Source organism: Leifsonia poae, from assembly GCF_027921845.1.
GTDB lineage: Bacteria > Actinomycetota > Actinomycetes > Actinomycetales > Microbacteriaceae > Leifsonia > Leifsonia poae.
Window position 1 is genome coordinate 249,189 of sequence record NZ_BSEN01000003.1, and the last position, 16,630, is coordinate 265,818.

The following is a 16,630-nucleotide window of genomic DNA, read 5'->3' on the forward strand; positions in this document are numbered from 1 at the left end:
CGACCTCCCGGTCTTCGTGCGCTACGTGCGCTGGGTACGTGCTACTTCGTCGACCAGGCGCCGAGCTGGTGGACGCCGGCGGGCTTGCCCGTGAGGGCGGCCGTGGCAGCGGTCACCGGCTGGGCGATCGTCGCAGCAGCGGCACCGATCGTCGGGACGAGCTGCGTGATGCCGCTCAGCACGTCCGAACCATCGACGGCGCGGGACGAGCGGTCCTGACCGGTCGCCGCGGTGAACTCGGCGAGCGAGTTGTACACGGCGGGGTTGCCGGCGCCGCGCGACCAGATCACGGCCCAGGTGGGAAGCGACGCGCTGGAACGCTGGTAGACGTTCCCGTTCATCGTGATCCCCATCTGCGCGGCCGAGTGCTCGTGGCTGTAGTCCTCGACGGCCAGCACGGCGTTGCCCGTGCTCTTCGCCATGACGTTGTTGACGACGCTGACGTTGCCCGTGATCCAGGTCATCGTCGGGTCGGGCAGCGACTGCCGGGGGTCGTGACCCGCGGTGGAGAGCTGGCTGGCGCGCCGGGTGCCCTGCACGATGTTGATGTCGCGGGCATTGCCGGTGATGGTGTTGTTGTGGATCTGCACACCGTTGGTGTCGCTGACCAGGACGCCCACGATGCCGTTGTTGGCGATCACGTTGTTCGCGATGGCGAACTTGGCCGAGATCTCGGCGATCACGGCGTTACCCGAGTTGCCGATGACGTCGTTGTTGGCGACGCTCGCGTTGTACACCGACTCGTCGAACCACAGCGCGTTGCCCGCGTTGGCGAGGAAGTTGCTGTTGACGACACTCACGTTGCGCGAGCGGGCGACCTTGAGTCCGCCCGACACGGGAGCGCGGTTGAAGTGCTCGGTGTTGTTGTTCGCGGCCAGCATTCCGGAGACCTTGAGGCCGTCGGCGTAGGTCGCGGTGGCACCGAGCAGGCCGTTGCGGGCGACGGTGACGTTGGTGACGGTGTTGTTCACAGCGCCGATCGCGAGGCCGGTGGTGGAGTTGTCGGTGATCGACAGGTTCTCCAGCGTCGCGCCGGCGGCGTAGACCTGCAGCGCGCCCATGTCGGGAACCGACGGAGCGTAGCGGCGCACGCCGAAGCCGCGCAGCGTGCTGCCGTCACCGAGGACGGTGAACGCCTTGACGGTGTCGCTCGACTGCACCTGCTTGCCCGACGGGTTGGACCCGATGACGAGCTGCTTGGCGGCGGTGTCGACGAAGAACGTTCCCGCCTTGACCGCTGAACGCGAGCCGACCTGGTTGAGGGCGGTCCCATCGATCCAGATCTGGTCGGGGTGAGCGGCCATCGGGTAGGCGGGGTTCACGAACGCCCAGCCGTCCTCGGTGCCGTCGGGGGCACCGCGGGTGTAGGTGGGGCTGTCGTCGAAGTCGACGTTCCAGCCGCCAGCGACCCAGGTCGAACCGGACTGGGTCCAGTTGCTGACGGTGCGGCTGCCGTCGAACCAGACGGCTTCCTTCGGGAAGGCCTGGATCGTCAGCTTCTTGCCACGAGGAATCAGGATGGTCTCGTGGTAGGTGCCGGCGCGGAGCACGATGGTCGATCCGCTCGGAGCGGCGTCGACGGCGTGCTGCACGGTCTTCCACGGGGTCGACTGCGTGCTGCGGGCGACGGCGTCAGAACCGGCGGGGGCGACGAAGTACGCTCCGCTCGGCACGGCGTAACTGGTGGTTCCGACGGCCGCGGAACCGGTCGCGGCGCGAGCCGTCGACTGGTCGATGGTGGCGTCGCCACCCGTCTGCGGGGTGGTCGGCTGCGTCGGCTGGGTGGGCTGCGTCGGCTGCGCCGGCTCGGTCGGCTGCGCCGGAGTCGTCGGCGGGGCGGTCGGAGTGGCCGGCGGCGTGGGAGTCGTCGTCGGCGGGGTGACCGGCTGCGTCGGCTTCCCGGGCTGCACGGCCTTCAGCGAGTAGGCCGAGACGTTGTCGAACGAGACACGCGTAGCCGCGCTGCTGCTCGAGACGTAGGTCCACAGGCCGACGGCACCGGAGCCGACGAGCTTCTTCGCGCTCGAATCGCTCGCGGTGAGCTGCCAGTCGGGCATGGTCTTCGTCGAGATCCAGGCGCGGGCGCTGGTCGTGACGGTGTCGGTGCCGGTTACCCGGAAGTCGACGGAGATCTTCTGCCCGGGCGTGACGCCCTGTGCGATCAGCTTCTCGCCACCGAGGACGGTCTGATCGGCAGTCGATCCGTTGACGCGGGAGGTGGAGAGCAGAGCGTTCGCGCGGGAGTCCACGCGGACGGTCGCCTGGTAATAGGAGCCCTTCGCCGACCGCAGCTGGACGCCGGCGTACACGCCGTATCCGGAGGTCGGGATGGAGGGGACGCTGATGACGGTCGACGCGTCGGCATCCGTGGCCGTGGCCGACGGAAGGGATGCGCTGAGCGATGCGCCCGGGCGGGGGACGGCGGCGACGCCGGTCGCACCGTCGGCCGAGAAGGCCTGGGCGCTGTTGACCGTGTATGCACCGCCGACGGGGGCGACGCCCCAGCCGTTCTTCTGCACGCGGTTCAACGTGTCGGAGACGATCTGCTTGTCGTTCTGATACGTGACCGGTGCAGCATTCGCGGCAAGGGCGGGAAGGCCGAACGCAGCGATCGCCGCGGCGGTGACGCCGGCGGTGATGCCGAATCCGATTCGGCGGTTGTTTTTTGTTGGGGGTGTGAGGCGGTGAGCGGGCTGACGGACCATAAGGGAGTGTCTGTCCAATGCTTTCGTCGTTGAGGGGGGCGGAACAGTAGGTGAGACCAACGACTACTGAATTTCTGCAGGCGACGCTATCAGAGAGCGCGACCATATTGCCAACGTAACTCTCCAGCTTAGCGCTGGGAACACCTTGCGCCTATAACGATTTACCCCCCTTTCGGGTGAGCATCCGGCGGCGAAAACCCCTGTTCACGCGCCGAACGGCGAGCTGATCGGACGCGACAAGTATTCAGGATGCCGCGTCGTCTGCGCTAGGTTCCGCACACCCCCCTTCCCAGGGCCCTTCCAGCTTCGGCAGGTCCTCGCAGCGGGGGCGTCCAGCAGAATGGGGACATGTCATCCGACCCGTTTCGCGTACTCGCCGTGTGCACCGGCAACATCTGCCGATCCCCCGCGACCGAGTTGCTGCTGGCGGCCGGCCTCTCCGATGACCCGCGATTCGACGTGAGCTCGGCCGGCACCCACGCCATGGCCGGCTGGCCGATCTCCCCGCCGATGGACGAACTGCTGGCCGATCTCGGCATCCCGAGCGACCGCTTCACCGCCCGGCAGGCGACCCGGTCGCTGCTCGCCGGATCCGACCTCATCCTCACCGCGACGCGCGAGCACCGTGAGTGGGTCGTCGGCGAGCAGCCGCGCGCCCTCCGGCGCGTGTTCACCCTGACCGAGTTCGCCGACGCCGTGCGCGATCACGGCGACACGAGCGGCACGCGCGGCATGTCAGCCGCGGAGCTCGTCGCGTGGGCGGCGGCGAACCGCCCGAGCGCGCGCATCGCCGACCTCGGATCCGTCACCCGGCGCGGATATCTGGAGGGCGACATCCTCGATCCGTACGGGCGGGGACGCGCCGCGTATCACGCGTCTCTCGCCCAGATCGAGCCCCTGACCGCGTCGATCGGGAGGGCGTTGCGCGCGTCACGATGAACTCCGGGTGACCGGCGGGCGAATCATGAGTGACAAATACTCATTTACGGGCCAGAATAGGTGAGCAAACCTCAACCCGTTAAAGGAGTAGCCCGTGACCCGACGCGTCGGCTATGCAGCGGGGGCGTTCGATCTGTTCCACATCGGACACCTCAACATCTTGAAACACGCCAAGAGCGAGTGCGACTACCTGATCGCCGGTGTCGTCTCCGACGAGATGCTCCGGCTGACGAAAGGGATCGAACCCGTCATCCCGCTCGCCGAGCGGCTGGAGATCGTCTCGCACATCTCGTTCGTCGACGAGGCGGTCGCCGAGACCGTCCCCGACAAGCTCGACACCTGGCGCGAACTGCGATTCGACGTCTTCTTCAAGGGCGATGACTGGCGCGGCACCGAGAAGGGGCTGCGCCTGGAGCGCGAGTTCGCCGAGGTCGGCGTCGAGGTCGTGTATTTCCCGTACACGATGAGCACGTCGAGCACGACCCTTCGCCGCGCACTCGACGCGCTCAGCGCGTCCGCTGCTCCCGAGCGCCTCGAGGCCGCCGCGCACTGACCGTCTCTACGCGAGCGAGCCCTCTACCCAATCGAGTCCCTGCACGCAATCGAGTCCGAAGTTGCTGCCCCCGACACGCCGGACTGGGGTGCAAGAAGTTCGGACTCGATCGTAGTCAGGCGGGGAACTCGACCCCGCCGACCAGCACGAGCGCACGCGGTGGCGCCGCTACGAGCGCCTCGGGGACGTTCTGCGCGTCGACCAGCACGATGTCTGCGGGCGCGCCGACCACCAGGTCGTGAACGGGCCTGCCGACGAAGCCGGCGGCGTCGCTCGTCGCGAGGCGTACGGCCGCGGTCAGCTCGTCGTCGCGGCGGGCGCCGCTGAGCTGCGCCAGCCGCGTCGCCAGGCGCAGGAGGTCGCCGTCGCCGTACGGACCCCAGAGATCGCGGATGCCGTCCGTTCCCAGCCCGACCGGGATGCCCGCCTCCCGGAGCGATCCGAGCGGCAGCCGGGGCGCATTGATCGGCGCGACGGTCGTGAGCGAGACGCGCGCCTCGCGCATCCCGTCGATCAGCTGCTGCTGCCGTGCAGCGGAGAGCTCGCCGATCGCGAAGCCGTGAGCCACGTTGACGCGGCCGGCGAGTCCCGTCGCACGGGTGCGCTCGATGATGAGCTCGTACTCGAACGCCCCGAGCTCCCCGCCGTCGTGCAGGTGGATGTCGATCCCCACGCCGCGCCGGTCGGCGATGTCGAACAAAGCGTCGAGCTGGCCGACGGGGTCACGGTCGATCGATGCGGGATCGAGGCCGCCGATGTGCTCGGCTCCCTCGGCGGCCGCCCGGTCGAGCAGGTCGAGCACGCCGGGACGCCGCAGCACGCCGTCCTGGGGGAACGCCACGATCTCGAGCGCGACCGGGACGCCGAGCGACGCGACGGCCTCGCGGACGATCCGGATGCCGTCGAGCCCGACGCCGAGGTCCACGTCGACGTGCGAGCGGAAGGCCGTCGTCCCTTGCGCCACCAGGGCGCGTAGCAGGGCCGACGTGCTGGCCGTGCTCGGGATGCCCAGCTCGTCGCGGTGGGCGCGCTCGTGCGCGATGCGCCCCTGCGTGGTCGCCTCGCCGCCGTACGGCACCCACGGCCGGCCCCACCAGCTCTTGTCGAGGTGCGCGTGCGCGTTGACGAACCCGGGGAGCGCCAGCATTCCGTCGCCCTCGATGAACTGCGTGCCGGGGTCGCCCGAGAAGGACTCCGCGGCCGCATAGTCGGTCTCGACCGCATCGACCGCGACGATGCGGCCATCGGCGATCCTCAGATCGGAGGCGGCGCCGCCCCACGGGCGCACGTTGCGGAGGACCGTCTGCATCGGCGTCACCTACGCGAACCGGTCGGTCGCCTCGATGAGCGCGTCCAGGATGCCCGGCTCGTCGAAGGCGTGACCCGCATCGGGGATCATCCGGAACTCGGCCTCCGGCCACGCCCGGTGCAGGTCCCAGGCGGTCATCGGCGGCGTGCACGCGTCATAGCGGCCCTGCACGATGACGGCGGGGATGCCGCGGAGCTTCTCCGCGTCGCGGATGAGCTGCCCCTCCTCCCACCAGCCGCCGTGCATGAAGTAGTGGTTCTCGATGCGCGCGAAGGCGACCGCGTACTTCTCCTCGGTGAACGACTCCACGACATCCGGACGCGGGAGCAGCGTGATCGTCGACGACTCCCAGCGCGACCAGGCGACCGCGGCCGGACCGTGCACCGCGGGATCCGGATCGTTCAGCAGCCTGCTGTACGCCCGGATGAGGTGCCCGCGCTCGGCCTCGGGGACCGGTTCGAGGAACCCTTCCCAGAGGTCGGGGAAGAGCGCGGCGGCGCCGCCCTCGTAGAACCACTCGAGCTCGACGCGACGCAGCGTGAAGATGCCGCGCAGCACCAGCTCGGTCACGCGATCCGGATGCGTCTCGGCGTACACGAGCGCGAGCGAGCTCCCCCACGAGCCGCCGAAGACCATCCACCGCTCGACCCCGAGATGCTCCCGCAGCTTCTCGATGTCGGCGACGAGGTGCCACGTGGTGTTGGCGCTCAGGTCGGCATCCGGGTCGCTGGCGTGGGGCAGGCTGCGCCCGCAGTTGCGCTGGTCGAAGAGCACGATGCGGTACTTCTGCGGGTCGAAGGCCCGGCGCTGGTTGGGTGTGGTGCCGCCGCCGGGACCGCCGTGCAGGAACACGACGGGCTTGCCGTCGGGGTTGCCGCTCGTCTCCCAGTAGATCTGCTGGCCGTCACCGACGTCGAGCAGGCCGGAGGCGTACGGTTCGATTTCCGGATAGAACGTTCGCATCCCTCGACACTACGGCCGGCGCTCCCCGCACGGCTAGAGCGATGCTGCCGGCACCGAGAACGTGTCGCACGCCTTCGCGCCGGAGCCGAAGCCCCGCGTGAACCACGCCTGCCGCTGGGCGCTCGAGCCGTGGGTCCAGGTGTCCTGCCGCACCTGTCCGCCCGATGCGCTCTGGATGCGGTCGTCGCCGACGGCCGACGCCGCGTTCAGCGCATCCGCGATCTGCGCTTTCGTGATCGGCTGCAGGAAGCGCACCCCGTTCGGGCTTGTGGTGCTGGAGGCGGCCGCTGCCCAGGCGCCCGCGAAGCAGTCGGCCTGCAGTTCGAGCCGCACGCTGTCGGAAGCCGCACCCGTGGCCTTGCTGGGGTGGTCGGTCATGATGCCGCCGATGTTCTGGATGTGATGCCCCCACTCGTGCGCGACCACGTACATCTCGGCCAGCGGACCACCGCTCGCTCCGAACTGGCTGCGCAGCTGGTCGTAGAAGGCCGTGTCGACGTAGATGGTCTCGTCGGGCGGGCAGTAGAACGGGCCCGTCGAGCTGGAGGCCGCGCCGCATCCGGTCGTCGTCGACCCGGTGAACAGCTCGAACCCGGGTGAATGGTACGCACCGCCCAGGGCCGGCATCTCCGAGGTCCAGTACGTCTCCAGCGAAGCCGCGGCGCCCTTCATCCGGCAGTCGATGTTCGCGTTCGCGTCGGCGCCGGTCAAGCAGGTCTCGAGCTGGTCGCCCGTGCCGATCTGCTGGGTCTGGCCCTGCGTGCCACCGCCGGCGAGTTGGGTGAGGTCGACTCCGAGCAGCTGGGAGACGAGGAAGATCAGCACCGCTCCGACGCCGACACCTCCCGCCGCGATCCCGGCGGTGCGCCCGCGTCGTCTGACTTTGCCGCCGCTGATGTCGGCGTTCGGATCGAACGTCATGCACGCCACCGTAGTCTCACAGCAGAGCATCCGGAACGGGGCCGGAGTCACGAAAGACGCACGGAATCCGCCCGACGATGACCGGATGCCGCGGCATAGGCTGACGCTATGAACGCCGCCACGGAATTCACTCGAACGCCCGTCACCGTGACCGTCACCGGTGCGGGCGGCCAGATCGGCTACGCCCTGCTCTTCCGCGCCGCCTCCGGCCAGCTCCTCGGGCACGACGTCCCGGTGAATCTGCGCCTCCTGGAGATCCCGCAGGGCCGTGCCGCGGCCGAGGGGACGGCCCTCGAACTGCAGGACGGCGCGTTTCCGCTCGTCTCCTCGATCACCGTGACCGAGGATGCGACGGCCGCCTTCGACGGCGTGAACATCGCCCTGCTCGTCGGCGCCCGGCCGCGGGGGCCAGGTATGGAGCGGTCCGATTTGCTCGAAGCGAACGGTGCGATCTTCGGGCCGCAGGGGGCCGCGATCAACACGGGCGCGGCATCCGATGTGCGGGTTCTCGTGGTCGGGAACCCGGCCAACACCAACGCGCTGATCGCGAGTGCGCATGCTCCGGATGTGCCGGCCGAGCGGTTCACCGCGATGACCAGGCTCGATCACAACCGGGCCGTCGCGCAGCTGGCGGCCAAGCTCGGCGTGCCCGTCTCGGCGATCGACGGACTGATCGTGTGGGGCAACCACTCGGCGAGCCAGTATCCCGACATCTCGCACGCCACGGTGCACGGTCGCCCGGTGACCGAGCTCGTCGACGAGGACTGGCTGGCGCACGAGTTCATCCCCCGCGTGGCCAAGCGCGGCGCCGAGATCATCGAGGTGCGCGGCTCGTCGAGCGCGGCCTCGGCCGCGAGCGCGGCCATCGACCACGTGCACGACTGGGTCAGCGGCACCGGAGAGCGCTGGACGTCGGCCGGCGTGGTGTCCGACGGTTCGTACGGGGTCCCCGAGGGGCTCGTCTCGTCGTTCCCGGTGCGGTCGGCCGGTGGCGCGTGGGAGGTCGTGCAGGGCCTCGACATCGACGCGTTCTCGCGCGCCCGCATCGACGCGTCGGTGGCGGAACTCGTGGAGGAGCGCGACGCCGTGCGCGCCCTCGGCCTGATCTAGGCGGGCGACGACGAAGGGTCCCGACGCGCCGGGTCACCGGAATGGTGGCGGCGTGCCGGGACCCCTCGATCGCGCTAGCGCTTCTTGGTCTTGAGGGACTTCTCGTCGACGGGCGCGGTGCCGTTCGCGCGCTGCTCGGCGTAGTACGCGCGGGCCTCCGACTGACGCTCGGCCTCGGCACCGGTGGCGATCTTCGCGCGCACCAGCTCCGGGCCGTACCCGAAGGCGTCGACCAGGTCGACCGCGTGCGGCCGGATGCGCGTGATCAGCCGGTCGATGTAGGCGGTCACGGCCTGAGCGCGCTGCGGCGACAGGCGACCGTGGATGAGGTACCAGGCCGCGTGCTTCTCGATCAGCCCGAAGCCGAACAGGTCGCGCAGCCAGGTGAGCACCTGGCGCGTACCGGCGTCCGTCGTGTTCTCGAGCGCATCGGTGAACGCCTCCCACTGCAGCAGCTCGGCGTGCGCCCTTGCCGCTTCGATGAGCTCGTTCTGCTGCGAGTTGAAGAGGTCGGCCGCGGCCTTCTTGCTCAGCTTGGAGGCCGAACGGAGGCGGCCGCCGATCTCGCCGATCATGGTCGCGACACGGTCGGTGAGCAGCTCGCGCTGCGTGCTCGGCTCCTGCAGCCAGTTGACCGCACGGGCGGTCGAGCCGAAGTCCTTGACGGTCTGGGCCACGCTGCGCAGGCCCGTTCCGTGGTAGGCCTTGCCCGCCGCCTGCGTGACGACGTAGCGGGCGAGCGCTCCCGCATCCGCCTTCGCGAACTTGCGGCTGAAGTCGGTCAGCAGGCGCTTGGCGACGAGCTGCAGCAGCACGTTGTTGTCACCCTCGAACGTCACATAGACGTCGAGGTCGGAGCGCAGCGAGGTGAGCCGGTTCTCGGTGAGGAAGCCGGCGCCGCCGCAGGCCTCGCGGGCCTCCTGCAGCGTGTCCAGGGCGTGCCAGGTCGAGAGGGGCTTCAACGCCGCGGCGATCGTCTCGAGATCCTGACGGTCGGCATCCGTGTCGGTGCGGCCGCTGAAGACGTCGTCGAACTTGCGCAGGAAGACCTCGTGCGCGAAACCGGCCGCGTAGGTCGTCGCGAGAAGCGGGAAGAGCCGGCGCTGGTGGCGCTGGTAGTCGAGGATGACCTCCTCGTCGGAGTCGCTGCCCGCGGTGAACTGACGGCGCTCGCTGCCGTACGTGATCGCGATCTTGAGGCCGATCTTCGCCGCGTTCACGGCGGAGCCGTCGAGCGACACACGACCCTGCACGAGGGTGCCGAGCATCGTGAAGAAGCGGCGTCCCGGGCTGTCGATCGACGAGCTGTAGGTGCCGTCCTCCGCCACGTCGCCGTACTTGTTGAGCAGGTCGGTGCGGGGGATGCGCACGCCGGTGAAGTGCAGCCGGCCGTTGTCGATGCCGTTCAGGCCGCCCTTGAGGCCGTCGTCCTCTCCGCCGATGCCCGGCAGGAACGCGCCGTCGGCATCGCGGATCGGCACGTAGAAGGCGTGCACGCCGTGGTTCACGCCCTTGGTGATGAGCTGCGCGAACACCGTGGCGGCGATGCCGTCCTTGGCCGCGTTGCCGAGGTAGTCCTTCCACGCCCCGCGGAACGGGGTGTCGATGACGAACTCCTGCGTCTCCGGGTCGTAGGTGGCGGTGGTCGCAACGCTCGCGACGTCCGAGCCGTGGCCGGTCTCCGTCATCGCGAAGGCGCCGGGCACGTCGAGCGACATGATGCCGGGCAGGTACTTCTTGTGGTGGTACTCCGTGCCGAGCTGCATGACGGCGGCGCCGAACAGGCCCCACTGCACACCCGACTTGATCTGCAGCGACGGGTCGGCTGCGACGAGCTCCTCGAAGCCGGCGATGTTGCCGCCGTTGTCCTCACCCCCACCGACGCTCTTCGGGAAGGCGCGGTGCACCTGGCCGTCCTCGACGAGCAGTTTGAGCTGCTCGAACGTGCGGGCCCGCTGGTCGGCGAGACTCAGTCCCTCCACCTTCTGCAGCTCGGGCCGGCTCGACAGGGCACGCGACGCGAGCCGGATGTCGGCCCAGTCGCCCAGCAGTTGGCGGCCGAGCGCCTCGACATCGACCTTCGGAGCCGGGCCGGCCGGTGCGGTGGTCGGCGTGGTGGCCTTCGGGCCTGCGGCGGATGCGGCGGACGTTGTGGACGTAGTGGACGACGGCGTGGTGCGCGCGGCGGTATCAACCATGAGCGTTCCTCTTCGATCTCGCGGGGGACCTCGTTACGCTACGTCCGCTCGCTGCGAACGCGAAGCCGTCGGTGTCCGGCCTACAAATCGCGCTCGGCTGCGCCGCGGGCCGACTGTGGAATGCTCCAATTCGAGCACAGCCGGTTGTGCCCCTGTCCACAATCCGCAATACTTAACCATATGGTTGAGCTTTTGCAGCGGGACGTGGATGCGATCTTCCGCGCCCTTGCCGACCAGACCCGGCGCGACATCGTCGAGCGGCTGCGCGGCGGCGAGGCGACAGTCACCGCGCTGGCGCGACCGCATCCGATGAGCTTGGCCGCCTTCGTCAAGCACCTGGGGGTGCTGGAATCGGCCGGCCTGCTGACCAGCGACAAGCGGGGTCGCGAGCGCTGGTGCCGCCTGACTCCGGAGGCGCTCCGACCCGCCGAGCAATGGATGCGCACCTACGGCGAGTTCTGGAACGACCGCCTCGACGCGCTCGAGAACCATCTGGAGGAGAACCCGTGACCAGCATCGAACTCACTCGCACCCTCGCAGTCGATCGCGAGCGCGTCTGGCGCGCGTTCACCGAGACCGACGACTTCGTGTCGTGGTTCTGGCCGCCGCGCTTCGAGAGCACGGGACGGATCGACGCCACGGTCGGCGGCGCCTGGAGCATCGCGTCCACGGTGACCGGGATGGGCGTCTCGGGCGTCTTCGCTGCGGTCGACGAGCCGGAGCGCCTGGTCTTCACCTGGAGGTGGGACGGCGACGACGAGGAGACGCTCGTCACGATCACCCTGCTGCCGGCGACTGACGGAGGGACGCTGCTCACCGTGCTGCACGAGCGGTTCACTGACGACGAACAGGCCCGGTCGCACGCCGAGGGATGGTCCGACTGTCTCGATCGGCTCGACTACCTCCAAACAACTGTTTGACAGTTGATCGCTCATCGGCCACACTGAGGCCGTGACCGACGACCGGAACGACCTGCGCGACCAGCGCGACCTGCGGGATCTGCGCGTGCTCGCGCATCCGCTGCGCCTGCGGCTGCTGTCGCTGCTGGGCGGCGACGCCTACAGTGCCGCGGAGGCGGCCCGCGAGCTCGATGACAGCCAGGCGAACATCAGCTACCACCTGCGACGGCTGCACGAAGCGGGGCTGGTCTCCGTGGCCGAAGAGGTCGCCATCCGGGGCGGGCGGGCGAAGCGCTACCGGCACGACCCGACCAGCGCCGAGAGCATCGGGTCGGGTGATGGCGGTGTGGCGGCGCTCATGGGCGCGATGGCCGCGGAACTGGTGCGACGCGCAGCACTGTACGAGCAGGGCGGCGTCATCGCGTTCACGGATGCCGAGTTCTGGGTGGAACCCGAGGCATCGCGGGCGGCCGAGGAACTCGTCCGCGCTGCCGGTGTGCTGCTCGCCGACGCGGCACGGCCCGCGGGCTCCCCCGGCGCCGTCCCGGTCAGCGCGACACTCGCCTATTTCCAGTTGACGGCGGCACGATGACCGCCAGAACCGGCGAGCGCGAGTCCTACCTCGACGTCCTGCGGCTGCCGCACGCGCTGCGACTGATGGGGTCCGCGCTGCTCGGCCGCCTCAGCTACGCGACCGTCGGGCTCTCGCTCCTGCTGAGCGTGCAGGCCGCGAGCGGATCGTTCGCGGTCGCCGGCGCAGCGACCGGCGCCTTCGGCATCGTCAATGTGCTCGCCTCGCCGTGGCGGGCTCGAGCGGTAGACCATTTCGGACCGACGCACGCGCTGATCGTGATGGCCGTCGTGTTCAGCGCCGTGCTGACGGCCACCGGCTTCGCGTGCCTCGCGGACGCACCGGATGCCGCGCTGGTCGCCCTGTCGGCGGCCGTCGGCCTCTTCGCCCCTCCGCTCGGGTCGACCATGCGCGTGATCTGGTCGACGCTCGCACCGAACCAGCGCATCCTGACCCGCGCCTACAGCCTGGACGCGGTGAGCGAGGAGGTCGTGTTCACGACCGGACCGCTCCTGGTCGGGCTGCTGGTGCTGGTGGCGAGCCCCGTCGTCGCCCTGTTCACGACGGCGGTGGTCGCCCTGGTCGGCACGGTGCTCTTCGCGACCGCACCTGCCGTTCGCGCGCGCGGCCCGATGCGGGAGCCCCGGCAGGCGCATCAGCGCCCGCTGCGGCAGCGCGGGTTCGCGATCGTGCTGATCGCCCTCGTGGGCATCGGAGTCGTGCTCGGCACAGTCGAGACCGCGGTGCCCGCCTTCACGACGGAACATGCGTCGGCGGCGGTCGCGGGCATCCTGCTCGCGGTGATGTCGGCGGGCAGCGGCGTTGCCGGCCTCCTCTACGGACGTCGGTCGTGGGGGTCGTCGCTCGCGGTACGGCTCATCGGGCTGAGCACGGCGCTCGCGATCGTCAGCGGGCTGGCGGCGTTCGCTCCGACGACGGTGGTGCTCGGCGTGATCCTGCTGGGGGTCGGGGTGTTCCTCGCGCCGTCGATGATCACGGGCTATCTCCTTGCGGACGCGCTGACCGAGGAGAGCGTGCGCACGGAGGCGTCGACCTGGATCAACACGGCGGTGAACGCCGGTGCCGCGGTGGGCGCCGCACTGGCGGGCGTGCTGGTCGACCGCACGACGACGTCGGTGGCGTTCGCGGTCGGCGCGGGTATCGCCGTGGCCGCCACGATCGTGGCGGGGACGCGCATCCGGATGCTGCGGGAGGCGTCGACGGCGGAGCGGCCGGCTAGCGCGTAGGTGGCGTGGCCACTCGCCGATGACAGCAGAAAGGCCCTCCCCGTGGGGAGGGCCTTCGCTGCGACCGGCGCGATTACGCCGCGCGGCGGGACGAGTCGCGCTCAGCGCGGCGAGACGAGTCGCGCTCAGCGCGGCGGGCAGGACGCACCGGGGCGGCCAGCGCCGCCCGGGCCGCCGCAGCACGGCGGAGCTCGATGACCGTGCCCGACGCGATCTTCGCGTCGCGCTCGATGCGTGCACCGTTGCCGATCATCGCCTCGCGGCCGAGCTTCGCGTTGCTGCCGACACGCACTCCGCTGCCGATCCGCGTCCCGGGGCCGACGTGCACGTTCGCACCGATGAAGGTGCGGTCGCCCACGGTCGCACCCTGGTCGATCCAGCTGCCTGCTCCGACATACGCGTCGAGCCCGACGCGGGCGTCGGCTTCCACGTAGGCGGTCGCGTCGATGTAGGCGGACTCCGCGACGCGCGCAGTGGGTGCCACGAGTCCTCGCCCGTTCGCGTGCCTCTTGTACTTGATAACGGCGCCGGTCTCGTCCTCGAGTTCTTCAATCATCCTTGCCATCGCTGTCCTCCTTCGAGATCGTCGCAAAGCGGTTCATTTGGATAACGAGTAAGAGGGAAAGAAAATTCCCTGGCTGCCTCGCAGAACGCGCACTGTACACCGTCGTATTCGTACCAGAACCCCGGTGCGGATCGGTGCACAATCGGTGTATGGAAGAACGCGAGATCCACTACTTCGCCGACGCAACGGAATTCCGCGCCTGGCTCGCCGGACATCACGATTCGTCGACAGGGATCCGGCTCGCGGTCGCGAAGAAGGGCTCCGGTCACTCGAGCCCGTCGTACGCCGAGGCCGTCGATGTCGCGCTGTGCTTCGGCTGGATCGACGGGCGGCGCAACTCGCTGGACGACACGCACTTTCTGCAACTGTTCACGCCGCGCACGCAGCGCAGTATCTGGTCGCAGCGCAACCGCGACCTCGTGGCGGCGCTCATCGCATCCGGTGACATGACGGAGGCCGGGATGCGCGAGGTGGAGCGCGCCAAGGCGGACGGGCGGTGGGACGCCGCCTACCAGCGGGTCTCGGACAAGACGCTGCCCGATGACCTGGCGAAAGCCATCGCGGCGAACCCAGAGGCGGCGGCGTTCTTCGAGACCCTGACGAGCCAGAACCGCTTCGCCCTGATCTTCCGTGTCTCGAACGTCAAGCGCGCGGAGACCCGCGCCCGCCGTATCGCCGACTTCGTCGAGATGCTCGCCGCGCACGAGACCGTCTATCCGCAGGGCCCCGGCTCGGCCGGCTCCGCCGGCCCTTCTCGTTGAAGGGCGGCGAACGCACCGTAACTCGCGGTTTCAGATGCGTTCGCCGCCCCTCGACGAGAGCTGGTCAGTAGCGCAGGCCGTGACCGAACCGGAAGAGCGGGTCAGCGGTGTCGAACGGCACATCGGGCCGGTTCGCACGCACGGCGTCCATCGACGACGGCAGCTCCATCGGCAGGTTGCCCTGCGGCTCCGCATCGCCGAACAGCACGTCGAGCAACGCCCGCGGGCTGGCGCCGAAGTCGCCGAGCAGGGCAGCGACCTCGCCGGCGAACGGGGTCAGGATGGCCGGGCGGTCGAGGAAGACCTCGACGACCGTCGGCACGGCGCGGGCGATCGCGAGCACCTCGTCCACGGTCTCCTGCGGGAAGTCCAGCGATCCGGCGTGGAAGAAGTTCTCGAACATGGTCGCCCGCTGCTCGAAGGGTGCGTGCAGGCGCACCAGCGCGACCTCCGCCTCCTGGGGCGTCGCCACGACGGTCGCGTACCCGGCCACCGCCTCCGGATCGAAGCCGTGGACGAACACGCGGATGCCCCGGCTGAGCGGCAGCACCGGAGCCTCCGCGCCCTCGAGCGTGTGGTTCGCGAGCAGCGTCACCGCGGCCCGCTGAGCGGCCTCCCCCGCGGCCACGAATCCGGCGTTGCCCACGATCGCCGACGCGCGCTCGACATCGACGAACGGCGCGTCGAACAGCCCGAGCACGAACTTCTCACGGAGCAGGCGCCGCGCCGATACGTCGATGCGCTCCTCCGAGACCTCGCCGCTGCGCACCAGGTCGACGAGCAGCTCCGGGATGGCTTCGCCGCCGAACTGGTCGGCGCCGGCATTCAGCACCTTCAGCATCCGCTCGCGCGTCGAGAGGTGCTCGACGCCCCACGCGCGTGCCGGGAACGGCTGGCCGCCGAGTTCCGCATCGCTGAGGAGTCCCCAGTCGGTGCAGACGATGCCGTCGAAGCCGTAGCGCTCGCGCAGCAGGCCGGTGATGATCGACTTGTTGAAGCCGAAGCCGACCTCCTCGTACTCGGTGCCGACGGGCATCCCGTAGTAGGGCATGATCTGGCTGGTGCCGGCCGCGAACGCCGCCTCGAACGGCTTGAGGTGCAATTCGAACTGACCGCCCGGGTAGACCTGCTCGCGCCCATAGGCGAAGTGCGGGTCTTCCCCGTCTTTCTGCGGGCCACCGCCCGGGAAGTGCTTGGTCATCGTCGCGACCGAGTCCGGACCGAGCACGTCGCCCTGGAATCCCCGGATGTACGCTGCTCCGAGTCGCGAGGTGAGTTCCGGGTCCTCGCCGAAGGTCGCCATCTGGCGGGCCCAGCGGGGCTCGGTCGCCAGGTCGATCTGCGGGTGCAGCGCGACCCGGATGCCGACGGCCGTGTACTCCTGGCGCGCGATGTCGCCGAACGTCTCGACCACCTCTTCCGAACCGATCGCGCCGAGACCCATCGTTTCGGGCCACTGCGAGAACGGCCCGGCGAGCATCGCGGCTCCCGGGTTCTCGCTGAACGAGTGGCGCGGGTCGGTGGAGAGCGTGACCGGGATGCCCAGACGCGTGCTCGCCGCCAGCTCCTGCAGCCGGTTGTGCCACTCGGCCATCTCCGCCGCGGTCTGCGCCGCACCGAACACGTTGTAGTGGGTCATGTGGCGTTGCTCGACCATCTCGACGGTCGGCGGGATTCCGAACATCGGGTTGGCCCCGGCGATCTCGCCGCCCTCACCGATCGTGATCATGGTCTGGAAGAACAGGCCGGCCTTCTCGTCCAGAGTCATCTGGCCGAGCAGGTTCTCGACGCGCTCCTCGACGGGCAGCGACGGATCGCGATACGTCGGATCGACCGGATCGGCCCCGGAATCGCCCTCAGCCGTCGAGGTTTCGTGGATGTTGGTCATG

Annotated in this window: 15 protein-coding genes; 8 read left to right on the forward strand and 7 right to left on the reverse strand. The window is 69.6% G+C overall.

Features of this window, described 5'->3' with window-relative positions; all coding sequences use genetic code 11:
- Positions 1 to 41 precede the first annotated feature (41 nt).
- On the reverse strand, positions 42 to 2,705 hold the full coding sequence (locus PKE84_RS04855; RefSeq protein ID WP_271176085.1) for a right-handed parallel beta-helix repeat-containing protein: 2,664 nt from the start codon (positions 2,703 to 2,705) through the stop codon (positions 42 to 44).
- Between the two features lie 348 nt (positions 2,706 to 3,053).
- On the opposite strand from PKE84_RS04855, the gene PKE84_RS04860 reads away from it, so the two are divergent.
- Positions 3,054 to 3,644: an arsenate reductase/protein-tyrosine-phosphatase family protein gene (locus tag PKE84_RS04860; protein WP_271176086.1), complete on the forward strand. Its 591-nt coding sequence runs from the start codon at positions 3,054 to 3,056 to the stop codon at positions 3,642 to 3,644.
- Positions 3,645 to 3,738: 94 nt separating this feature from the next.
- On the forward strand, positions 3,739 to 4,197 hold the full coding sequence (locus PKE84_RS04865) for an FAD synthase family protein (RefSeq protein ID WP_271176087.1): 459 nt from the start codon (positions 3,739 to 3,741) through the stop codon (positions 4,195 to 4,197).
- 115 nt (positions 4,198 to 4,312) lie between these two features.
- Here PKE84_RS04865 and PKE84_RS04870 read toward each other — a convergent pair whose 3' ends face one another.
- From PKE84_RS04870 to ypfJ, 3 genes are read right to left on the reverse strand one after another with little or no spacing between them, the layout of a single operon-like run.
- Entirely contained in the window at positions 4,313 to 5,506 is a 1,194-nt protein-coding gene (locus PKE84_RS04870) for an amidohydrolase (protein ID WP_271176088.1), read from the reverse strand.
- Between the two features lie 9 nt (positions 5,507 to 5,515).
- Entirely contained in the window at positions 5,516 to 6,469 is a 954-nt protein-coding gene (pip, locus tag PKE84_RS04875) for a prolyl aminopeptidase (protein ID WP_271176089.1), read from the reverse strand.
- Between the two features lie 33 nt (positions 6,470 to 6,502).
- Positions 6,503 to 7,390, reverse strand: a complete 888-nt coding sequence (gene ypfJ, locus PKE84_RS04880; protein ID WP_271176090.1) for a KPN_02809 family neutral zinc metallopeptidase — start codon at positions 7,388 to 7,390, stop codon at positions 6,503 to 6,505.
- Between the two features lie 108 nt (positions 7,391 to 7,498).
- Between ypfJ and PKE84_RS04885 the strand changes: the two genes are divergently transcribed.
- Positions 7,499 to 8,500: a malate dehydrogenase gene (locus tag PKE84_RS04885; RefSeq protein ID WP_271176091.1), complete on the forward strand. Its 1,002-nt coding sequence runs from the start codon at positions 7,499 to 7,501 to the stop codon at positions 8,498 to 8,500.
- Positions 8,501 to 8,574: 74 nt separating this feature from the next.
- On the opposite strand, the gene PKE84_RS04890 is transcribed toward PKE84_RS04885, so the two are convergent.
- Complete coding sequence (locus PKE84_RS04890; RefSeq protein WP_271176092.1) at positions 8,575 to 10,698, reverse strand: acyl-CoA dehydrogenase family protein; 2,124 nt, start codon at positions 10,696 to 10,698, stop codon at positions 8,575 to 8,577.
- Between the two features lie 180 nt (positions 10,699 to 10,878).
- Between PKE84_RS04890 and PKE84_RS04895 the strand changes: the two genes are divergently transcribed.
- From PKE84_RS04895 to PKE84_RS04910, 4 genes are read left to right on the forward strand one after another with little or no spacing between them, the layout of a single operon-like run.
- Positions 10,879 to 11,208 carry an ArsR/SmtB family transcription factor gene (locus tag PKE84_RS04895; protein WP_271176093.1) on the forward strand — a complete coding sequence of 110 codons (330 nt, stop codon included), beginning with the start codon at positions 10,879 to 10,881 and terminating at the stop codon, positions 11,206 to 11,208.
- A complete protein-coding gene (locus PKE84_RS04900; RefSeq protein ID WP_271176094.1) occupies positions 11,205 to 11,618 on the forward strand; it encodes an SRPBCC family protein in 414 nt (137 codons plus the stop codon). The genes PKE84_RS04895 and PKE84_RS04900 overlap by 4 nt, the downstream gene beginning before the upstream one ends.
- Before the next feature lie 31 nt (positions 11,619 to 11,649).
- On the forward strand, positions 11,650 to 12,189 hold the full coding sequence (locus PKE84_RS04905; RefSeq protein WP_271176095.1) for a helix-turn-helix domain-containing protein: 540 nt from the start codon (positions 11,650 to 11,652) through the stop codon (positions 12,187 to 12,189).
- Positions 12,186 to 13,415, forward strand: a complete 1,230-nt coding sequence (locus tag PKE84_RS04910; protein WP_271176096.1) for an MFS transporter — start codon at positions 12,186 to 12,188, stop codon at positions 13,413 to 13,415. The genes PKE84_RS04905 and PKE84_RS04910 overlap by 4 nt, the downstream gene beginning before the upstream one ends.
- Positions 13,416 to 13,488: 73 nt before the next feature.
- On the opposite strand, the gene PKE84_RS04915 is transcribed toward PKE84_RS04910, so the two are convergent.
- A complete protein-coding gene (locus PKE84_RS04915) occupies positions 13,489 to 13,980 on the reverse strand; it encodes a DapH/DapD/GlmU-related protein (RefSeq protein WP_271176097.1) in 492 nt (163 codons plus the stop codon).
- 149 nt (positions 13,981 to 14,129) lie between these two features.
- On the opposite strand from PKE84_RS04915, the gene PKE84_RS04920 reads away from it, so the two are divergent.
- Positions 14,130 to 14,741 (forward strand): YdeI/OmpD-associated family protein, encoded by a 612-nt coding sequence (locus PKE84_RS04920; RefSeq protein WP_271176098.1) that lies wholly within the window; start codon positions 14,130 to 14,132, stop codon positions 14,739 to 14,741.
- Positions 14,742 to 14,805: 64 nt separating this feature from the next.
- Here the strand turns inward: PKE84_RS04920 and PKE84_RS04925 are convergent, their stop codons facing one another.
- Complete coding sequence (locus PKE84_RS04925; protein ID WP_271176099.1) at positions 14,806 to 16,629, reverse strand: glycoside hydrolase family 3 protein; 1,824 nt, start codon at positions 16,627 to 16,629, stop codon at positions 14,806 to 14,808.
- Position 16,630 lies beyond the last annotated feature (1 nt).

What these genes read in the sequence shown, in the direction of transcription:
- PKE84_RS04885 (WP_271176091.1), top strand. Translation starts at nt 7,499, where the DNA reads ATGAACGCCGCCACGGAATTCACTCGAACGCCCGTCACCGTGACCGTC.
- PKE84_RS04920 (WP_271176098.1), top strand. Translation starts at nt 14,130, where the DNA reads ATGGAAGAACGCGAGATCCACTACTTCGCCGACGCAACGGAATTCCGC.
- PKE84_RS04855 (WP_271176085.1), bottom strand. Translation starts at nt 2,705, where the DNA reads ATGGTCCGTCAGCCCGCTCACCGCCTCACACCCCCAACAAAAAACAAC.
- PKE84_RS04915 (WP_271176097.1), bottom strand. Translation starts at nt 13,980, where the DNA reads ATGGCAAGGATGATTGAAGAACTCGAGGACGAGACCGGCGCCGTTATC.
- PKE84_RS04925 (WP_271176099.1), bottom strand. Translation starts at nt 16,629, where the DNA reads ATGACCAACATCCACGAAACCTCGACGGCTGAGGGCGATTCCGGGGCC.
- PKE84_RS04870 (WP_271176088.1), bottom strand. Translation starts at nt 5,506, where the DNA reads ATGCAGACGGTCCTCCGCAACGTGCGCCCGTGGGGCGGCGCCGCCTCC.
- PKE84_RS04860 (WP_271176086.1), top strand. Translation starts at nt 3,054, where the DNA reads ATGTCATCCGACCCGTTTCGCGTACTCGCCGTGTGCACCGGCAACATC.
- ypfJ (WP_271176090.1), bottom strand. Translation starts at nt 7,390, where the DNA reads ATGACGTTCGATCCGAACGCCGACATCAGCGGCGGCAAAGTCAGACGA.
- PKE84_RS04890 (WP_271176092.1), bottom strand. Translation starts at nt 10,698, where the DNA reads ATGGTTGATACCGCCGCGCGCACCACGCCGTCGTCCACTACGTCCACA.
- PKE84_RS04895 (WP_271176093.1), top strand. Translation starts at nt 10,879, where the DNA reads ATGGTTGAGCTTTTGCAGCGGGACGTGGATGCGATCTTCCGCGCCCTT.
- PKE84_RS04910 (WP_271176096.1), top strand. Translation starts at nt 12,186, where the DNA reads ATGACCGCCAGAACCGGCGAGCGCGAGTCCTACCTCGACGTCCTGCGG.
- pip (WP_271176089.1), bottom strand. Translation starts at nt 6,469, where the DNA reads ATGCGAACGTTCTATCCGGAAATCGAACCGTACGCCTCCGGCCTGCTC.